This window comes from Geosporobacter ferrireducens (assembly GCF_001750685.1).
In the GTDB taxonomy this organism is placed as follows: Bacteria; Bacillota; Clostridia; order Peptostreptococcales; family Thermotaleaceae; genus Geosporobacter; species Geosporobacter ferrireducens.
The window spans coordinates 2895719-2914644 of sequence record NZ_CP017269.1 but is presented as its reverse complement, the minus strand read 5'-3'; the positions used below and the strand labels follow the sequence as shown (position 1 = coordinate 2914644).

Here is an 18926-nt window from a genome sequence, read left to right as displayed (position 1 = left end):
ACACTCCTATAATTTATTCGGACTGAAGCCTTCTCAAATTCACAAAGGAATCTGTCAGCCCGATCATGGCAACCATAAAGGCGCCCATTTGGTTTAAAAGTAGAAATAGGAAGATCAATAGCCGCATTGGCTTAGTGAGTTTGTAAGCCTTCATGAAATAAAGGATTACAGCTATTCCCTGTATAAAAAATATAAATTGAAGGATGACAAATATATTTACTACTAAAGTATCGTAATGAATGATGTTTAGATATCTTGTCAAAAGGGTTAATATGATAATAAGAAAACTCCCTGCCAATATGCTTTTCGGCAACCTTAAATTCTGTAAGGGCGGAAGCTGTTCTGCCTTATATCCAATCCGATTTAGTATGTACACGGTTAATAGATAGTTCACATAGGATAAAAATACTGCTGACAGCATAATGGCTGCAGGAATCACCATCACTGCCATTTTTGCGGTATTTTCCAAATTCGTTGTAATTTGCTCCATTTTTTCCGCTTCCATACCCATCCGCTGCATGAGATTGATCTGCATTTCCGTTACTTCTTTAAAGATTTCACTCATCTGCGTAAAAGCATTAATTCCTGAAATGGCTGTAGCCAGACTGATGGACAATCCTGTAGAAAGAAGGGCTGCTGCTGTGCCCCCAGCCAGTACCATTCCTGGAGAATAACCCTTTTTCATCATATACCCCATTACAATGGCTACAATTCCCGGAAGGAGTACTACAAAGACCGAGTAAATGGGTTCCGTCAAACTGCCGATAATAATTGCAGAGGCGATAATGGAAAGTACGACAAAGTTCATTCCATGTCGCTTTCCCAGGATAATAAAAGGTACCGGAATAAAATAAAGTACGAAAGTTAACACAGGAATATACGTACCAATTACTGCAAAAATGCAGGTAATCGCAGTCATTAGGGAAGCTTCTATCAATGCTCTTGTCTTCTTCTGCGTATTCAAACCAAATCACTCCTAGTTTCTGTTTCTATTGAAATATTGTTTCAAATTTGATAGATCCCCATACCATTCTTCTACTCTATGTTCTTCTAGAATGCCCAAACGGATCTTATCCTCTATCTTCATATCTATGGTGGAAAAATTAATTCCCAATCGCTTTCCCAAGATATAAGTAACCAGAATAATATTTGCCAATACATCTATCAATGCCTCTTGACCTGCTTTTGTTCCTTTTATAAGTAACTCGAAAAGTGAAGCGATGGCTGTTAACAGCTCGCTCTTCAACCATTCAATGATTTTAATATTCTTTGTAATGTCTAAATTATTTCTTTCTCCTGTAGTCATTGCCTTATTCCCCTCCTTTATATACATTATAGCAGATTCCACTATCTTGTATATATTCTGCAAGCAAGACAGGTTATCCTTTTTTCTTCCCTCTTTCAGCGAAAAGGATGCATACTTCAAAAAAACTTCCTGCAAGGCACTCCAGGAAGTTTTTAGTGTACAGTCCTATTCTATAGGCGCTTCTTCATCAAGATATGGGTGGAGCAGTTTGGTAACCAGTATTGCCAAAAATCCTCCAGCCAACGCAGTAAAAAGCTGTGTAACGCCAAAGGCTACGGCTACCTTCTCCCACACAGGGGCTGGTAGAAACTGTGTTAAAATCAGCCTAACTGCTACAACGAGAAACAAGAACTTCCCCACAGAAGCCAAGATGATCTGTATATATATATTCTTTCTTCGCAGACCATAGACAATCCAAATTAAAACAAGATTGCTCATCACAATAAAGGGAACTACAGGTGCCATCGGAGGTTGAATAATTCCCACCAAGAAGGCAACTATCGGTGTAATACAGCCAATGGCCGATGCTTCCAATACGCCTATCGTACTTAATGAAATCAGCAGTACGGCATTTACAGCAGTACCGGTTACCAATTGAGGCAAGCGCATCAATTGGATAACCAATGCCAGTGCCAATAATATCCCCGTTCTTGTAATACTTTTTGTGTTTATTTTCATCATACCACATCCTCTCTGTCCTAGAATATCTTACCTCTATTGTATGGCAAATTACGAAAAAAGAGAAGTGATTTCTCACTTCTCCATCGCTTATTCTGCAGTATATGGCAATAACGCAACAATTCTTGATCTTTTGATTGCGATCGTCAAAGCTCTTTGATGTGTTGCACAAGTACCAGAAATTCTTCTTGGAAGAATTTTTCCTCTATCGGTAACATATTTGCCAAGTTTTCTGATATCTTTATAGTCAATATGCTTTGCCTTATCAGCACAGAAGCTGCATACTCTTTTTTTACGGCCGCGTCTTTTCTTCATCATCATTCTGTTTTCCCTCCTTCTCTAGAATGGAATGTCGTCATCCTCTTCAATGGCTTGAAAACCATCTATGTCTATATTGGACGGATTGTTAAATCCTCTGTTCTCGTTTTTGTTTCCCCACTCTAGGAATTCTACTCGATCCGCAACAACTTCCGTCGTAAAGCGCTTTTCTCCACTTTGCGTCTCAAAATTGTTGTTTTGTAGTCTGCCCTGAATGGCAACAAGTCTGCCTTTCGCCAAGTAGTTGGCACAGTTTTCACCTGTTTTTCCCCATACAACTACTCTAAAAAAATCCGCTTCTTTTTCTTTGGCAAATGGTCTATCTACAGCAAGTGTAAAGGTGGCTACTGCTTTGCCGCTACCTGCGGTAAACCGAAGCTCCGGATCTTTGGCCAGTCTTCCGATTAAAGTGACCTGATTCATACCTACACCACCCTGCTTATTTTTATTATTTTTCTTCAAGATTTACGATCATGTGTCTAATCACATCATCAGAGATTTTGAAATTTCTGTCCAATTCCTTTGGTAAGTCCGCACCAGCCTTGAAGTGAACTAGTACGTAGTAACCATCATTCAGCTTGTTGATTGGGTATGCAAGCTTTCTGTTTCCCCACTCATCTACGCTTTCAATCTCACCATCTGTCTCGATGATAGCCTTGAATTTGTTGATTACTTCGTTTCTTTTCTCTTCTTCAAGATTAGACTTCATAATGAACATCGCTTCATATTTTCTCATATTTTCCACCTCCCTATGGACTGATTCGGTCCTGCTCTAACACAGGACAGAGAGTATATTCTCACATCATAGTATTATATCAGTAGTACAAGCTTTATGCAAGAATTATTTAAAAATCCCTTTCAAGATCAAGATTCAATCTTTAAATAGATCAAAATCTAAAGGGTTAATGAAATACTATTTTAAAATAAGCTCTTCATAAACTTCCGATTTACCCCTTTGGTGAAGTCCTTTTTTCTTTTTACCATGCAGCAATTGCACCATCCGTTCTCGGTTCAGTTCCTCCGCAAAGGGTTCCGTCTTCAGTTCTCCAGATGATTTGTCCCCGCCCCATTGAGATTGTATCTATTTGTGGTACGACCTCATGCCCCTTAGCCGCTAACTGTAGGGCTAAGGGGTTTGGAAAATCAGGTTCAATATCGACTCTCTTCCCCCCTACCCACTGCCAGCGATAAGCATCTAAGGCATCTTGTGGGTTCATATGGAAGTCTATTGTATTCATAATTACTTGAACATGCCCTTGCGGCTGCATAAATCCACCCATTACCCCAAATGGCCCGATTGCTTTGTTATTTTTCGTTAAGAATCCAGGAATGATTGTATGGTATGGTTTTTTGCCCGGTGCCAGGGCATTGTCATGGTTTATATCTAATACAAAATTATGCCCTCTGTTGTGTAGAGCGATTCCCGTTTCTGGTACTACAAGGCCTGAACCAAAGCCCATATAGTTGCTTTGGATCATGGAGACCATGTTGCCGTCCTCATCAGCCGTTGCTAAATAAACCGTTCCACTGGCGGTAGGATCTCCCGGTGTCGGCATAAGTGCTTCTTCCCCAATCAATGCTCTTCTCTGCGCTGCATAGGATTCAGAGAGAAGCTGCTCTACTTTCACAGACATCATTCTTGGGTCTGCTATATATTTTTGGCCATCTGCAAAAGCTAGCTTCATTGCTTCTATTTGTTTATGCAGCGTATCTATATTGTCCCGATCTTTAAATTCATAGCCGCTTAGAATCTTTAATGCCAGTAACGCTACAAGCCCATGTCCATTGGGAGGAATTTCCCAAACATCATATCCCCTATAATTGATAGAGATTGGCTCTACCCATTCTGGCTCAAAGGCTTCTAAATCTTCTTTTCTTAGATAACCATGATAGGCCCTGGAAAATTGGTCAATTTTATCCGCCAATGCGCCTCTATAGAAGGCTTCACCTTGGGTTTCTGCGATTACTTCTAGTGTTTTGGCATGGTCTGGTGATTTCCAAGTCTCTCCTGGCTTTGGCGCTCTTCCATTCGGTGCAAAGGTTGTAAACCAGCTGTCAAATTCTTTTCCTTTTAAGCTAACTTTATAGTTTTTATAGTCTCTATCCCATAGTTTTCCCACATTCGGGGTAAGAACATAGCCTTCCGTTGCATATCTTATTGCTGGCGCCAATACCGCTGTAAGAGGCAGCTTGCCAAAACGCTTAGAGAGTGCTGCCCAGCCTGCTGGAGTGCCTGGTACCGTTACAGGTATCCAGCCGTATTTTGGAATCTCTGTAATCCCCCTTTCCTTAAGCTTTTCAATAGATATGGATTTTGGTGATTTTCCGCTACAGTTCAGACCATATAGCTTTTCTCTTGTCCAAACTAAGGCGAAATTATCTCCACCTATGCCATTAGATGTATGTTCTACTACAGTTAAACATGCAGCTGTTGCAATTGCTGCATCAATGGCATTACCACCGGCTCTTAGTATCTCTAATCCTGCTTGTGCAGCCATTGGCTGCCCTGTGGCTACCATGCCTTTTTTTGCATATACTACATTTCTTCTTGATGCATAACGATAAACCAAAGAATCATAATGCAACCTTTCCACCTCCATTTGATGATATCCAATATCTACTAAAAAGAGCCTAGGAACTTCTGCCCCTAAACTCTGTTAAATAGGCTTAATAACTAGAGTGCGTACGCATATTTCCTTTCTTCTTTTTCAGGACCTGCTGTAGGATTAATATTGCTAATATTGCAAAGCCGCCTATATCTTGAAAAAAGTTTGCTGTGATTAATAGTAGTGCACCAATAAAGGATGCCACTCTAAGAACCAGCGGGATCTCTCTTAATAAGTAACCCTCTATAGCGGTTCCTATCATCATAACCCCAATAATTGAGGTAATCGTTACTCTAAGGGCAATCGTCCATGTTGTATCCAACAATAGCAGCTCATTATTGAATACAAACATATAAGGTATAATAAAGCCTGCTAAAGCGAGTTTTACCGAGGCTACACCAGTCTTCATAGGGTCTCCCCCTGATAATCCTGCTGCAGCAAAAGCCGCTAGGGCAACCGGTGGCGTAAGGTTGGCAAACATGGCAAAGTAGAATACAAACAAATGGGCGGCTACTACAGGAATACCCAGTTTAACAAGGGCTGGCGCAGCGATGGTTGCTGTAATGAGATAAGCAGGTATACTGGGTAAGCCCATACCTAAAATCATACAAGTGATCATTGCAAAGACTAAGGTTGCCAGAATACTTGTACCGCCCAATTGAATAATCGCATTGGCCATATTTAATCCAAAACCAGTAATACTGGTAACGGCAATAATGATACCAACAATGGCACAAGCCATGGCAACGGATACTGTGCCTTTTGCTCCACCAGCTAGGGCATCTATGATATCCTTTACGCTCATTCTAGTACTTTCCTTAAACATACTGGTTATTACAGTTACAATGATTGAACAGAAGGCCGAAAACACTACGGTTTTACCACTGAAGAACAGCATCCCTAGTAAAAATAGTATCGGAATCAAAAGATGTCCTCTTTCTCGCATAACATCTTTAACCCTAGGCAGTTCCTCCTTTGGAAGACCCACTAGATTACTTTTAGAAGCTCTTAGATGTACCTGAATAATAATGCCTAGATAATATAAAATTGCTGGAATTGCAGCATAAACAATAATCATGCTGTATTTTATCCCTACCATCTCTGCCATGATAAAAGCTGCAGCACCCATAATCGGCGGGAGCAGCTGACCTCCTACAGAAGCCGTTGCTTCTACTGCACCGGAGAATTCCTTAGAATAACCGGTTCTCTTCATTAAAGGAATGGTAAAGGCCCCCGTGGTAACTACATTGGCAATAGCCGAACCATTAATACTTCCTAGAAATCCACTAGCGATTACTGCAACCTTTGCAGGTCCACCCATGGACCCTCCAGCCAAAGCCAATGCAATATCATTAAAAAATTTACCCATGCCAGATTTATTCATGACTTCCCCGAACAGTATAAATAGGAATATATAACTGGAAGCTACACCTACAGATGTGCCATAGATGCCATCAGTACTAATAAAAAACTGATTGACAAGAGATGCCCAGTCATAACCCCTATGAGAGAATATTCCAGGGATATTCCTGCCATAAAGGGCATACCCAATAAATGCCATGGCCAATAGGGTTAGGGGTAGGCCGGAAATTCTTCTGGAAGCCTCTAAAACCAATACGACTAAGATTGTTCCCACAATCATATCCATGGTATTAATCAAGCCTGCACGGGCAATGATATTGGGGTAGTCGATCCATACATAGAGGGTGATGCCTAAAGATAGTACTGCAAATATCCCGTCATATAGGGGCAGCTTTTTTCTACTTGCCTTATCATTGATCGGATAGAAGATAAAGGATAGAAATAGTATCATACTGACATGCAGGGATCTATGCTTTAAAGTGGCAGGTGCACCGACAAAGGATGTAATAAAATGATATAACGAAATAATAACTGCAGCCCAATAGACCCCCTTTGCTAAGGAAGCCTTATCAAAGGAACGGGTTTTTTGTTCCTTATCATATTTCTCGATAATCTCAACCTGTTGATCATTTATTTGGTTATCTATTGTGATCTTCGACATAGCTTCAACCTCTTTTCTATTTTCAATTTCAATGCTTCATGATGCGGTAAATCCACACCTTTTATGAGGGTCTGATCATTTAACTGAATGTACTCTGTGGCAGTCTGAGAATGAATCCAATTGATTTCTTCAAAATCTTCGTTTATTTCCTCCATAACGATCGTACCGTCTTCTACTCTAGTCAGCTTACCCTTATTATGTGGAATTCCAGCACCAAAGGCGGATAGGGTAATCCTGTAAAGCAGCAGGTGATTGTTTTTCTGTATATAATAATCCTCTGTCCAAGGTATATGCTCAAGGGAATGAATCCAGCCATAGGTGAGCTTATCTCCTGGAACCACCTCTGTTGTTAAATAAACCTTATTGGTGTTTTGATTTATAATAGAAAGCCTTTGGATCTCCGATATTTTAAATAAAAATAACAAGACTACAAATGCAAATATGCTCACGAATAAAGTAATTTTAAAATGAGAAGAAGCAAAAATCTGCTTCTTCTCTGTTGATCTGTCGCTCATCTTATTTTATGATGCCTACTTCCTTGTAGTATTTTTCTGCTCCTGGATGGAATGGAATGTTAATACCTATTTGAGAATTTTCTAGTGATAGATGTGTATTCGCTGTATTGTGAGAGGCTTTGATCTCCTCGATATTTTCAAAAATTCCTTTTGTAATCTCGTACACCACTTCCTCTGGAAGTTCTTCTCTGATAATCATGATATTTCTGACAGATACGGTATTTACATCTGTATCTGTATCGTAAGTACTTGCTGGGATTACTTCCTCTACAAAGAAAGGATATTTTTCTATAAGGTTCTTAGCACCTTCTCCTTCAATGGGTACGATAACAATCTTATTGGTAGTACCTAACTCCATAACGGTTGCATTAGGAATTCCACTGGTTACAAAAGCGGCATCAATTAATCCATTTTTCATTTGGTCGATGGCCTCGCCATAGTTTAGGTAGTCCACCTTGCTATCTTCATAGGTCATGCCATGGGCTTCGTACATCATTCTCGCATTTAACTCAACTCCTGAATTCGGTGCGCCAATTCCAACTCTCTTGCCTTTTAAATCTTCAAACTTCGTTATACCAGATTTGTTTGTAGTAACCAGCTGTACATAGTTTGGATATAGACTCATTAGGACTCTTAAATTCTTTTGTGGTTCCTTACCTTCGAAGGCACCAAAAGCATCATAGGCTTGTGCAATTGCATCAGACATCGTAATGGCTAGATCAGCCTTTCCACCTATGATCAGGTTAATGTTTTCCACAGATGCGCCTGTAGATTGAGCAGAGGACTTATAGCCTAACTTGTTCTTAATAACGTTTGAGAAAGCACCTCCAATGGGATAATACAATCCGCTGGTAGGTCCTGTAGCTACGGTTATAAAGTAATCGTTCTTATTAATGGTATTTGTCTCTGTATTGCCAGCGTCTTGATCTGCCGGTGCGCTGGTTCCGCCTCCACATGCTGTTAGAAATAAAGAAAATACTAATAATAAGGCAACGAATAATATGGACTTTCTCTTCATTTTTAAATTCCTCCTCTAAGTTATTTGACTACAAATTGAATTAATTGCAATTGTCATGCCAAGATTAAGAATAGGCAAAATGAAGACTTTCCGTGATCTCCTAATGATTTAGACAGCAAAAAAAGAGGAAAGAACTTCCCTTGCGGCAATATTTTCCCCTATAATTCGTATTCCTTCAGCTTATTTCTTAGCCCTCGTTCACTGATTCCGAGCATTTTAGCCGTATCTTTCCTATGGCCCTTGTTTAACTCCAATGTTGCCTTTATCATTCGTTTTTCGATTTCATCTAATGGAAGGCCGACTAATGAATCTACTTCATACTCTAGATTCATATAGGTTTTTCCTGCCTTTACTTTTTCCGGAAGATCCTCTAACTCCAAGGTATCACCCTTTGCCATGAGGATACCATACTCCATGATATTAGACAATTCTCGTATGTTTCCAGGATATGAATAATTGAGAAGCAGCTCTTGAGTGGCAGTAGATAGCTTTATTACCTGCTTTCCAAATTCCTTATTATACACTTCCATAAAGTGATTAAAAAGCAGCGGCAAATCCTCTTTCTTCTCTCTTAAGGGTGGCAGCTTGATTTCAATGACATTAAGTCTAAAATAAAGATCTTTTCGAAAAAGTCCTTCCTCCATAAGCTTTTTTAAATCTCTATTGGTAGAAGCTAAAACCCGGGCCTTTAGCTTGATGGGGATATTGCTTCCTAGAGGCGTAACCTCTTTTTGTTCCAATACCCTTAGGAGTTTTGCCTGGAGTATCAAACCCATGTCGCCTATTTCATCCAATAAGATGGTTCCCTTATCTGCAAACTCAAACTTTCCTATACTATCCCGATCCGCCCCTGTGAAAGATCCTTTTTTATGTCCAAACAATTCACCCTCTAGAAGGCCCTCCGGAATGGCCGCACAGTTTATCTCTACAAACTTTTCATTACTCCTTTTCCCCCCATAATGAATAGCTCTGGCTACCAATTCCTTACCCGTTCCGCTTTCTCCTGTTATGAGTACATTGGTATCCACATCCTTGAGCTTATCGATTAAATCAAATATGTTTTTCATAGAGGGGCTCTTTCCCAGAATGCCATTGTAAACATATTTCATTTTTAAAGCATTGCTCAGATGTTCCACCTTTTCATTTAGTCCAATAAACTCTAATGCCTTCTCTATGGTTATCATGAGCTCACTGATATTCAAGGGCTTGGTTAGATAGGTAAAAGCGCCGCTTTTGATTGCCTCTATGGTAGAGTCTATAGATCCATAAGCAGTCATCATAATTACAACAATCTGCGGATGAATCTCCTTAATCTGCTTTAGCACTTCTAGGCCGCTAACTCTTCCTATACGTAAATCTAATAAAATCACGTCAAATTTATTCTCTTTGAGTAAAGTCAACCCTTCTTGGGGATTTGTGGTAGTAACCACCCTATATAAGTCTTCTAAAGCATAGGTAAGGGATGTACATATATTTTTCTCATCGTCTATGATCAGAATGCTATTTCTCATATTGATTCACCTCTAAACATTAAGGTTATTTCTGTATGTTCATATTTAAGACTTTCTATCGATACATTACAGCCGTTCATTTCTAGCATCTGAATAGATAGGGGCAGTCCCAGACCCGTTCCCTTTTCCTTGGTGGTATAGAAAATCTCATAGGCCCTTTCCAGCTCATCCTTATTCATCCCTATGCCGTTATCTCGAAGGGTAAGCTTCACATCATTTCCCTCTTGAAATCCGTCTATAAGGATTCGTCCCTGATAGTTTGGATCATGGACCGCTTCTCCCTTTTCCCGGATCGCATCTATGGCATTTAGAAGAAAATTAATGATGCCTTGCTTAATTTGGTTTTTGTCTCCATATACATAAATCCTTCTCTGCATATGGTTTTCATAGACAATGTTGTTTTGGTCAAAAACAGGCTTAAATAAAGTTAAGCAGGAACTAATAAGTTCCTCTAGCTGAAAGCTTGTTTTATTTTGACGCTTTGGCTTTGCATAATCAATAAGATTTTCTATAAGATTATCCACTCTTTCGATTTCTTCAGGGACCACCACAGCGATTTCTTCTTTAAATTTTTGATTATCTATCTTTTTGGGGATCAGTTCGATAAATGTTTTAATCGTCGTAAGAGGGTTTCTGATCTCATGGGAAATACCCGATACAATTTGTGTGAGGGCACGGTTTTTATCCTTTTCCATGATTTGTTCCTTGAGTTTACACTCCTGTGTTATGTCCTCAATGGTGATGATTGCACCCCTGAGCTTCTGCTCATAATTATGCAAAGGGTACATGATATAGCGATAGATAAATTCTTTATGATTTCTTCTGTATTTGAATTGATCACAGGTATAGCTTTTTCTTTCACGCATAACGATATCCAATGTTTCTTTAAGCATAAGATTCATCGGTTCTATATCAAAGATAGATTTTCCAATCGGAGGCTCCTGTAACACTGCCATAGCCAAGGCAGAACTATTGAAAATAGAAATCATTCCATCCACATCAAATATTGCTATGCCTCTAGGGCTGCTTTCACAGATCAGGTCTTTTAACTCACTGTTGTTTCTAGTTTCGATGATCTGCGCCTCTAGATCCAAATTGGTCTTGGAAAGTTCAAGGGTCTTTAGCTTCACCTGTTCCTTTAACTGCATATTCCACAAGGTACTCATAAATAAAATCACCAGACCAAGGATTAGTCCTATGAGGCTTATTCTGATGATACTTTCCAATCGTCTAGCAATATTTGCTTCTCCATTATCCACCCATTTAAAATAGAGCTTTTCATATTCTCCGCTGAGCTTAAGCTGGCTAATGCCTTTATCTAGTAGACTATATAGATTTCTATTATCTCCCTTAACAGCGATTGAGTACTCAACTGGCGTAGTATAACTATCTATGATCGTGTATTCCGTTGCCGGCTTATGCTTATTAAGAAGATATTCTGCTGTGTCCTTAACCCCTAGAAGGAAATCTGCCCGATCCATCAATAGGAGTTCGAAGGCATCCTCCTGATTAAAGGCTACATTAAAATTGATTAGCCTTACATTCTGGAGAAAGTTAAGTTCAGCAGAATCGTTCTCCACGCTTGCCAAATAGTAGGCACTATTGAGGTTGTTTTGAATTTCCTTGCTATTTTCCGTTTTAGCGAGGATGCAAACCACGGACTGTACGATACTCTCTGTAAAATATACTTGATCTGACAGCCTTGGGTCGTATCGCAATCCTAATACTAGGTCTATACGTCCATCCAACAATTTTCTTATGCTTGATTCCTTGCTCATAGGTATATAATTGATCTGAATGTTATTTTTCTCTGCAATGAGATTTAAGATCTCTATGTTTAGCCCCGTTAGCTGTCCATCCTCTTCAAACTGAAATGGGGGAAGGCTAGGCTCTATACCTACATTCAGTCTTACCAAGGGATTTGAATACGCTGCAAAGACATGATCCGTAGAGATTCCTATTAAAAGAATTATCATAAGCAGTAGAACGATGGGTCTTCTATCTATCATGTTTATCACCGCTTTGCAAATAGTTTCTTCATCACTTTAATCCTATGCTGTAAATATTTCTATATCCTTTTACGTTCTCCTTCACAGAACCTATAATTTCCAAAGCCGAATGAAAAAAGCTGTATCCTATATGATACAGCTTTTTTATAACGTATTTATTTTTGAAGAGCTTCCGCAAATACTTCCCCTAAACGCTTGATGCCTTCCATAATCTTATCCTCGGGCATGTTGGAGTAGTTGATTCTACAGGTATTTTCATGGCCTCCATTTGGGAAGAAGGACCCACCGGGCACAAAAGCTACATTCTTTTCTAAAGCCTTTACCATTAAGTCTCTTGCATTGAGATGCCCGGGCATGGTTACCCAAGTAAACAGGCCGCCCTCCGGATAGGTATATTTAAACTCTGGCGGGAATGCTTCCTTCATGGTTTGAAGCATCAGATCCCGGCGCTTTCTATAAGTATCTTTAATTTTTTCTACATGCTCATCCAGATTATATAATTCTAAGAATTCATTTAATTCTCTTTGAGAAATGGTACTGGACTGCAGGTCTGCTCCCTGCTTTACCAATATATATTTTGTAAGGATTTCCTCTGAGGCACAGACCCAGCCGATACGAAGTCCAGGACAGAAGGTCTTGGAATAAGTACCTAAAAAAATCACGCGGCCATCGATATCAAAGGACTTAATCGAAGGTGGAATCTCTCCCTCAAATCGCAATTCTCCATAAGGATTATCCTCTACAATCGGCAAATCAAATTTTACAGCCAATTCTACCAATCGCTTACGTCTATCCACAGGCCATGTTCTTCCTGTTGGGTTTTGGAAATCTGGAATTACATAGATCATTCTTGCCTGTGGTGTTGTTTCTAGAATTTTTTCCAACTCCTCCATGATCATACCATGATCATCGGTAGGAACCTCTACAAATTCACATTCATAGGCTTTAAATGCGTTAATCGCCCCTAGGTAACTTGGACTTTCACAGATTACAACATCTCCTGGATTCAAAAATATCTTCCCGCTAAAATCCAATCCCTGCTGTGATCCATTTGTGATCAATATGTCGTCTGCCTTTGCTTGAATCCCCAGCTTGGCCATTCTTGCGGCAATCTTTTCCCGCAGCGGCGTAAAGCCCTCTGTAGTACTGTATTGAAGTGCTTGCTGGCCACCTTCTTCTAAAACCTTCAGCGTAACCTTCTTCATCTCTTCTACTGGGAACAACTCTGGTGCAGGCAAACCTCCTGCAAAGGATATGATCTCCGGTCTTGTTGTAAGCTTTAACAACTCACGGATTTCAGAAGCTTTAATACCTTCCATACGATTTGCGAATCGAATCGCCATTTCAAAAGCACCTCCATTAGAATTATAATAAGGAAAAGCATTGCCCGACTATATCTATTTATTATTATATCACTAAACAATTCTGTGTTGCTTAGATTTTTAAAATATTTTTGTAAGTGTTACAAAAATATTTTAAAGAATATTCTGCAATTTTGAATTGTTTTTTACTGACTACTCTTCTTTTCTTTCTAAGATTTTTTTTACACGCTTTTCCAGCTTTACACGGGGAATCCATACTTCATGGCTGCATCCACAGCACTTGATGCGAAAGTCCATTCCCGTACGCGTAACTTCAAATTTATTGCTGCCGCAAGGATGATTCTTTTTTACTTCTAAAATATCCCCCATCTTTAAATCCATGGGCATGCTGCCTCACCCTTCCTGATTGATTTCATTTTATTATATATATTTTATAACGGACGATAGATTTATACACCCTGCTTCCAGACTTAAACCTGTCTGCTTTATCCCGGTAATAGAGTAAAGAAACATTATAGAATATATTAACACAATTTATCCTTTTATAAAAGCAAAGTTCGAGAAAAAATCTCGAACCTCACTATCTTCTTTCACTACTCTCAATAACCACTCTTCTGGGATATGGTATCTCGATTCCCTTCTCTTCCAGTCTTTCTTTAATCCGTTTACGCAGTTCTCTTTCCACTGCCCATTGTTCCATGGGAATGGTCTTGGCCATGATGGCAATCACTACATCGGATTCGCCCAGTTTGGATACGCCAAGAACCGTAGGCCCTTCAACAATCTTATCATTCTCTTCAGCAATCTCTGTACAAAGCTTTCTCAGTACCTCCATAGTACGGTCAATATTTTCCTCATAAGCAATACTAACCTCTACCAAGGCGCGCATATTCCCTCTGCTTCTATTGGTGACTTTATCGATAGAGCCATTGGGAATAATGTGTAAATCTCCGTTAAAATCCCGAATTTTTGTTACACGAATTGCCATTTCATCTACTATTCCCGATTTGCCGCCAGTCTCAATATAATCTCCCACATGGAATTGATCCTCAAATATAATAAAAAACCCTGTGATGACATCTCGCACTAGATTTTGTGCGCCAAAACCAATGGCTAATCCGCCAATACCAGCAGCAGCAATTAATGAAGATATATTCACTCCCAGTGTTTCTAGTATGGGCGTAAAGGCTACAAAATAAATAATATACCGAAAAATGCTTTTGATGATATCCTTAAGGGTATCAAATCGGCGTTGTTCTCCTACAATTTTCAATTTAGATCTGTTTTGAAAAAATTTGTCTACCACCATATTCATAAATCGTATAGCAATTTTTGCAGCAATAAAAATAAAAATGATCTTTATCAGCGCCCCAGAGTATCTTGACAAACGCTCCGAGTCCCCATACATTACAATCGTATCCTTTAGTTTTTCGTTGATAATGCCCATTGTATCTTCCATAGACAACTTCTCCCTCTAGGTTACCTTTGTAATCTGACGTTGACCGCCTACCCATTCAACACGAAATACGTTGTATTTCTTTTCATCCTTTTTCAGTAAATCTGTTACATCTGTAAACAAGTCCTTTGAGAACTTTATAGACAAACCGCAGCTTGCACTGATCTCACGTGGGGTAGGGATGGTTTCAATCTTGAATCTTGTTCTTAAATCCTTTTCTGTTTGAATAGCATGATGTGTAGATTCAAATGCGATTACATAAAATTCTTCATTTTTCATTTTTGGTTCTCCGCTATAACTTTATTGTGTTTTTTGCATTGTTCATTTTGTCTACGATGGTATACATATTGGTAACGCCGCCCACCATCAGCTTATTTTTTAAGTTATAATAGTCCAGGCAGGTACCGCAGGAGAGAATTTCTACCCCTTCGCTCTCCAACTGCCTTAAGTAGTCGAGTACGTCAGAGCCTTCTGTTGTCAATTTGACACCGCTATTAATAAAAAGCAAAGCCTTTGGATAAGGTGAATATTCTGTAAGGGTATACATAAAACCCTTCATAAGGACTTTTCCCAACTCTTCAGAGCCTTCTCCCATACAGTCACTGCCGAATAATATGGCCATCTCCTTAAGCTTCTTAGGCTGCGCCAACACATCCTTAACTACCTCTTGGGAATAAATGTTGATATAGTAATCTCCACCCATCTCCTTAACGTCTACGTTATAGGCCATGCTCTTTGCCAGCTTCGTTACATTTTCCTTTGCTACTTCATTGTCAACAATGGTAACCACGCTTCCTTCTTTTATGCTTTCCAATAATTTCTTTGTTTCAATCACAGGCTTTGGACAATTCCATCCCCTGGCATCCACTTGTCTGTCCACTTTTCATTCCTCCCAGCATTCCTAAAAATTCATCTCTAGTTTTATTATATCGGTTCTTTCATCCTCCATTGTATAGTATTTCTCTATAACGCTTAGAGGATTATAGATTTTTCTTATTCATTCTATTATACCCAAGACTATTTGCTTTAAAGGATTTTTCCAATCATATTGAGCAGCAGATTATGGTCATAAAGATATTTAGCGAAAACTGACTTTTCCAGCCCCTCTGCCAGCAATCCCCTTCCTGCCATAGTATTGACCGGTACCATCAATAGCAGCAAAATAAATATGATCAGGAGTCCCTTCATGCCGCCGAAAGCCAATCCACCGACATGATTGAATTGATTGAGCACTGGAAGGGAAAATAAACCGTCTAATAAATGCCCGATGAGCATCAATGCCATTTTTACGCAGATGAAAATTAGGATCATGCTGAGCAAGTTAATAAACATTCTGGCAAGCACATCGGCTACATAGGCATGAACCCCTTCCATAGCCTTTGTACTGTAATCCCGCAGGGTTTCAGAGCCCATGAATACCTGCTGGATGCCTCTGGGCATACCTAAAATCTGGTAAATGTTATCGGAGGCAATATCTCCCCGGGAAGAAACCTCCTGATAGGCAGCATCCTTAACCCGAAGTCCAACCCATTGCTGCAACTTAAGAAACAAAGTGGTGTTGTCTAAAAGATATTCTGAAAATCTTGGATGATAGAGTTTTGCAGCTACTGCAGCAGCAATAACACTAGCTAGGCTGAAAAAGCTTAATACAAATCCACGCTGCCAACCTTTCATGGCATAAATGGCCAATATCACAAGAACTAGGGTATCAAACCAACTCATGATTTCACCTCTGTTATTCCTTAAATTTTACCCGTATGATTTCTATTTTATCGTTAAAGACCAATGCCAATCGATCCTTATCAACCATATGTACCGATTGTATATCGTTGTTAACTTTTTTTTCAATTAGATCCTTGTCATCCTTTGACAATAGATACAGGGTCCTGTCAGTAAAAGCCACTATGCGATCATCCTTTATATCTATGCCCAATACCTCACCTTTTACAGGGAGCTTGTTCAATTCTTTTCCTTCTTGATCGATAATGGATACCCTGTTTCGATTTTTTGTATCAATGATCGTTTTTTTATTATTTACCAAACCTAGGACGATAAACCCTTCTTCACTCCATGCTGTTTTACCGATCGAATCCTCTATTTCTTTATTCCACAAGAGTCCCTTTTCCTTACTGAAGCCGATCACTTTTTTATCTCCAATATTTACGATCTGCTGTTCTCTTCCTGCATAAACACGGCTGATGATATCTCCATCGTATTTATTTCCCCCTAAAAGCTTCCCCTCCATGTTATAAAGGATCACATTGCTCTCAATTTTATCATTGGCAATACTCATCACTGAGAGAGCCAAAAGGTCTGCTTCTTGTGATAGAGTCATATCCATCAGATATCCTTGGTTCAGGCTTATTTTTCCCCGCTGTTTTTTCTCCATGTCAAAAATGTGAACGATTCCTTTTTCCTCTTCATCTTCACTGTATACTGCCACATAGCCTCTCTCACTGCTCTGAAGCATACGGATCGTTCTTTCAAGATCGATTTGCCAGTCAATACTGCCAAGACTATCTACACAGAAAATTCTTCCTGTTTCTCTCTCCGCAATATATAAGTGGGTAGCCGTATTGCTAAAAATGGGATTTTCTATTTTTTCTTCAAAAACCCATTTTTCCTGACCCTCCAGTCCGTAAGCCTGCAAAGTTTGCGTAGCAGGCTCATAAACCATGAAGTTCTGCTCAAAACCCCGTACTAAAGCTTTATTCTTATCTCTTAAAGAAATGGTTGCTATTTTTTTTAACTCTAGTTCCCCATAACCTAGCAGATTTTTTATCTTCCCTATAACCTGAGTGCTTCCCACTACAAAGACGAACAAAATAACGGCCACAGTAAAAAGAAATCGTATGTTTTTTCTCTTCTGATTCTTCTTTTTTGCTATGGGAATCCCTCCTTTTAAAAATCATTGCTTTTAGTCCCTATAATACTATTCTTTAATACTTTCTAAAATCCTCCCTCTGCATATGCTTAAGGAAGAATAAGGAAAAGCCATGGATTTGCACAGGCTTCCACAGCTTCTTGGTTTGCTGATCTATAGAATTTGCGCCATCATAATGGCAATGTCATCTTTGATTTCACCTTGAGCAAATTCCTGCACATCTGTGATGATCGCTTCCATAAGCGGTTCCATATCCTCTTTGAGATAACTTGTACACAGCTCCAATATCCGGTCGTTTTGGTAGAAACCCTTATCCGGATGAACCGCTTCCACAATCCCGTCCGTATAAAACAATAACCGGTCTCCAGAATGGAGTGTTAAAACCTCATTCTCATATTGTACATCTTCAAAAACCGTACAAATGGGAAAACCAGGCATGTACACTTCCTCTACATAATTTTTCCGCAGGACGATCGGCATACAATTATGACCGGCATTAGAATAGCAGAAGCTTTTATTTTTCTTGTCATACACCCCATAGAAAACGGTAATATAATATTGATCATCGATATGAAGCTCGCGATAGCGGTGGTAGAGATATCGCAGGGTTACAGCTGGATCGATGGCTTTCTCCTCCAGACTTTTTAAGGTCTGCCGAATAAACATCGTCATCATGGAAGAGGTTACGCCATGTCCTGAAACATCTGCAATATACATGCCGATATAGTTTTCATTGATCTCGATTACATCATAGACGTCTCCTCCCAGCAATTCACAAGGAATATAGACGGAAACAATTTTCAGTGTATTATTATATATTCTATTCTCTGGAAGAATCTTATGCTGCAGCTGTTTTGCAAAATTTAAATCTCTTTTCATCTTGGTATTCTGCTCTAAAATTAATTCTTCCATGGCTCTTTTTTCTGTGATATCACGAAAAACCTCTACAGCGTATTGAATGTTATTCTCTTCATCATAAATAGGGGAACTTACCACGGAAAAAATCTTATCTCCCACCACCTCTTCCTTAGTAATGGATTTACCTTCAAAGATAGCACGATTGGTAATGCAATTCTCGCAAGGTTCTTTTTTATTCAATGCCTTGAAGCACTGTTGTCCCGTCGTATCGCCTACTTGTTTTTTCATAGGCTCGTTTAGAAAAAGTACCCGGTTATCTCTATCAATGACCCGCACCCAGTCCTTCATGCCTGATAAAATATCTTCAAAAAATTTTCTCTGCTTCTTTAACTGCAGTTCTAATTCTTTTTTCATATGCATCT

General features: G+C 39.3%; 20 protein-coding genes. All 20 read right to left on the bottom strand.

Annotated elements, in window-relative coordinates:
- Positions 1-13: 13 nt before the first annotated feature.
- Entirely contained in the window at positions 14-964 is a 951-nt protein-coding gene (locus Gferi_RS13670) for a YybS family protein (RefSeq protein WP_069977375.1), read from the bottom strand.
- A 12-nt stretch (positions 965-976) separates the two neighbouring features.
- On the bottom strand, positions 977-1306 hold the full coding sequence (locus tag Gferi_RS13665) for a MazG-like family protein (protein WP_069981430.1): 330 nt from the start codon (positions 1304-1306) through the stop codon (positions 977-979).
- 165 nt (positions 1307-1471) lie between these two features.
- Complete coding sequence (locus tag Gferi_RS13660; protein ID WP_156782396.1) at positions 1472-1987, bottom strand: ECF transporter S component; 516 nt, start codon at positions 1985-1987, stop codon at positions 1472-1474.
- An 87-nt stretch (positions 1988-2074) separates the two neighbouring features.
- Complete coding sequence (rpsR, locus tag Gferi_RS13655; RefSeq protein WP_069981428.1) at positions 2075-2302, bottom strand: 30S ribosomal protein S18; 228 nt, start codon at positions 2300-2302, stop codon at positions 2075-2077.
- Between the two features lie 21 nt (positions 2303-2323).
- On the bottom strand, positions 2324-2725 hold the full coding sequence (locus Gferi_RS13650; protein ID WP_069977374.1) for a single-stranded DNA-binding protein: 402 nt from the start codon (positions 2723-2725) through the stop codon (positions 2324-2326).
- A gap of 25 nt (positions 2726-2750) precedes the next feature.
- Positions 2751-3038, bottom strand: a complete 288-nt coding sequence (gene rpsF, locus Gferi_RS13645) for a 30S ribosomal protein S6 (protein ID WP_069977372.1) — start codon at positions 3036-3038, stop codon at positions 2751-2753.
- A gap of 241 nt (positions 3039-3279) precedes the next feature.
- A complete protein-coding gene (locus Gferi_RS13640) occupies positions 3280-4896 on the bottom strand; it encodes a gamma-glutamyltransferase family protein (protein ID WP_456297978.1) in 1617 nt (538 codons plus the stop codon).
- A gap of 73 nt (positions 4897-4969) precedes the next feature.
- The gene (locus tag Gferi_RS13635) at positions 4970-6931 is read right to left on the bottom strand and encodes a TRAP transporter permease (protein WP_069977368.1); all 1962 of its coding nucleotides are present in this window, start codon (positions 6929-6931) and stop codon (positions 4970-4972) included.
- A complete protein-coding gene (locus tag Gferi_RS13630) occupies positions 6913-7446 on the bottom strand; it encodes a DUF1850 domain-containing protein (protein WP_069977366.1) in 534 nt (177 codons plus the stop codon). The genes Gferi_RS13635 and Gferi_RS13630 overlap by 19 nt, the downstream gene beginning before the upstream one ends.
- A gap of 1 nt (position 7447) precedes the next feature.
- Positions 7448-8464 carry a TAXI family TRAP transporter solute-binding subunit gene (locus Gferi_RS13625; RefSeq protein WP_069977363.1) on the bottom strand — a complete coding sequence of 339 codons (1017 nt, stop codon included), beginning with the start codon at positions 8462-8464 and terminating at the stop codon, positions 7448-7450.
- 158 nt (positions 8465-8622) lie between these two features.
- Complete coding sequence (locus Gferi_RS13620; RefSeq protein ID WP_069977361.1) at positions 8623-9975, bottom strand: sigma-54-dependent transcriptional regulator; 1353 nt, start codon at positions 9973-9975, stop codon at positions 8623-8625.
- Complete coding sequence (locus tag Gferi_RS13615; protein ID WP_069977353.1) at positions 9972-11984, bottom strand: transporter substrate-binding domain-containing protein; 2013 nt, start codon at positions 11982-11984, stop codon at positions 9972-9974. The genes Gferi_RS13620 and Gferi_RS13615 overlap by 4 nt, the downstream gene beginning before the upstream one ends.
- Positions 11985-12139: 155 nt before the next feature.
- Positions 12140-13327 (bottom strand): aminotransferase-like domain-containing protein, encoded by a 1188-nt coding sequence (locus Gferi_RS13610; protein WP_069977351.1) that lies wholly within the window; start codon positions 13325-13327, stop codon positions 12140-12142.
- 171 nt (positions 13328-13498) lie between these two features.
- Positions 13499-13693: a DUF951 domain-containing protein gene (locus Gferi_RS13605; RefSeq protein ID WP_069977349.1), complete on the bottom strand. Its 195-nt coding sequence runs from the start codon at positions 13691-13693 to the stop codon at positions 13499-13501.
- A 193-nt stretch (positions 13694-13886) separates the two neighbouring features.
- A complete protein-coding gene (locus tag Gferi_RS13600; RefSeq protein WP_069977344.1) occupies positions 13887-14765 on the bottom strand; it encodes a mechanosensitive ion channel family protein in 879 nt (292 codons plus the stop codon).
- A gap of 15 nt (positions 14766-14780) precedes the next feature.
- Entirely contained in the window at positions 14781-15041 is a 261-nt protein-coding gene (locus tag Gferi_RS13595) for a DUF3343 domain-containing protein (protein ID WP_069977343.1), read from the bottom strand.
- Positions 15042-15054: 13 nt separating this feature from the next.
- Complete coding sequence (gene yedF, locus Gferi_RS13590) at positions 15055-15642, bottom strand: sulfurtransferase-like selenium metabolism protein YedF (protein WP_069977342.1); 588 nt, start codon at positions 15640-15642, stop codon at positions 15055-15057.
- Between the two features lie 146 nt (positions 15643-15788).
- Positions 15789-16484 (bottom strand): CvpA family protein, encoded by a 696-nt coding sequence (locus Gferi_RS13585; protein WP_069977339.1) that lies wholly within the window; start codon positions 16482-16484, stop codon positions 15789-15791.
- Between the two features lie 13 nt (positions 16485-16497).
- Positions 16498-17586, bottom strand: coding sequence for a DUF5711 family protein (locus tag Gferi_RS13580; RefSeq protein WP_156782395.1), 1089 nt, complete (start codon positions 17584-17586; stop codon positions 16498-16500).
- A gap of 213 nt (positions 17587-17799) precedes the next feature.
- Positions 17800-18918, bottom strand: coding sequence for a PP2C family protein-serine/threonine phosphatase (locus Gferi_RS13575; RefSeq protein ID WP_169832999.1), 1119 nt, complete (start codon positions 18916-18918; stop codon positions 17800-17802).
- Between the last annotated feature and the right edge of the window lie 8 nt (positions 18919-18926).

Excerpts from the sequence above, each read along its gene's own strand:
- Gferi_RS13665 (WP_069981430.1), bottom strand. The coding sequence starts at position 1,306 with ATGACTACAGGAGAAAGAAATAATTTAGACATTACAAAGAATATTAAA.
- Gferi_RS13660 (WP_156782396.1), bottom strand. The coding sequence starts at position 1,987 with ATGATGAAAATAAACACAAAAAGTATTACAAGAACGGGGATATTATTG.
- rpsR (WP_069981428.1), bottom strand. The coding sequence starts at position 2,302 with ATGATGAAGAAAAGACGCGGCCGTAAAAAAAGAGTATGCAGCTTCTGT.
- Gferi_RS13650 (WP_069977374.1), bottom strand. The coding sequence starts at position 2,725 with ATGAATCAGGTCACTTTAATCGGAAGACTGGCCAAAGATCCGGAGCTT.
- rpsF (WP_069977372.1), bottom strand. The coding sequence starts at position 3,038 with ATGAGAAAATATGAAGCGATGTTCATTATGAAGTCTAATCTTGAAGAA.
- Gferi_RS13635 (WP_069977368.1), bottom strand. The coding sequence starts at position 6,931 with ATGTCGAAGATCACAATAGATAACCAAATAAATGATCAACAGGTTGAG.
- Gferi_RS13630 (WP_069977366.1), bottom strand. The coding sequence starts at position 7,446 with ATGAGCGACAGATCAACAGAGAAGAAGCAGATTTTTGCTTCTTCTCAT.
- Gferi_RS13625 (WP_069977363.1), bottom strand. The coding sequence starts at position 8,464 with ATGAAGAGAAAGTCCATATTATTCGTTGCCTTATTATTAGTATTTTCT.
- Gferi_RS13620 (WP_069977361.1), bottom strand. The coding sequence starts at position 9,975 with ATGAGAAATAGCATTCTGATCATAGACGATGAGAAAAATATATGTACA.
- Gferi_RS13615 (WP_069977353.1), bottom strand. The coding sequence starts at position 11,984 with ATGATAGATAGAAGACCCATCGTTCTACTGCTTATGATAATTCTTTTA.
- Gferi_RS13610 (WP_069977351.1), bottom strand. The coding sequence starts at position 13,327 with ATGGCGATTCGATTCGCAAATCGTATGGAAGGTATTAAAGCTTCTGAA.
- Gferi_RS13605 (WP_069977349.1), bottom strand. The coding sequence starts at position 13,693 with ATGCCCATGGATTTAAAGATGGGGGATATTTTAGAAGTAAAAAAGAAT.
- Gferi_RS13600 (WP_069977344.1), bottom strand. The coding sequence starts at position 14,765 with ATGGAAGATACAATGGGCATTATCAACGAAAAACTAAAGGATACGATT.
- Gferi_RS13595 (WP_069977343.1), bottom strand. The coding sequence starts at position 15,041 with ATGAAAAATGAAGAATTTTATGTAATCGCATTTGAATCTACACATCAT.
- Gferi_RS13585 (WP_069977339.1), bottom strand. The coding sequence starts at position 16,484 with ATGAGTTGGTTTGATACCCTAGTTCTTGTGATATTGGCCATTTATGCC.
- Gferi_RS13575 (WP_169832999.1), bottom strand. The coding sequence starts at position 18,918 with ATGAAAAAAGAATTAGAACTGCAGTTAAAGAAGCAGAGAAAATTTTTT.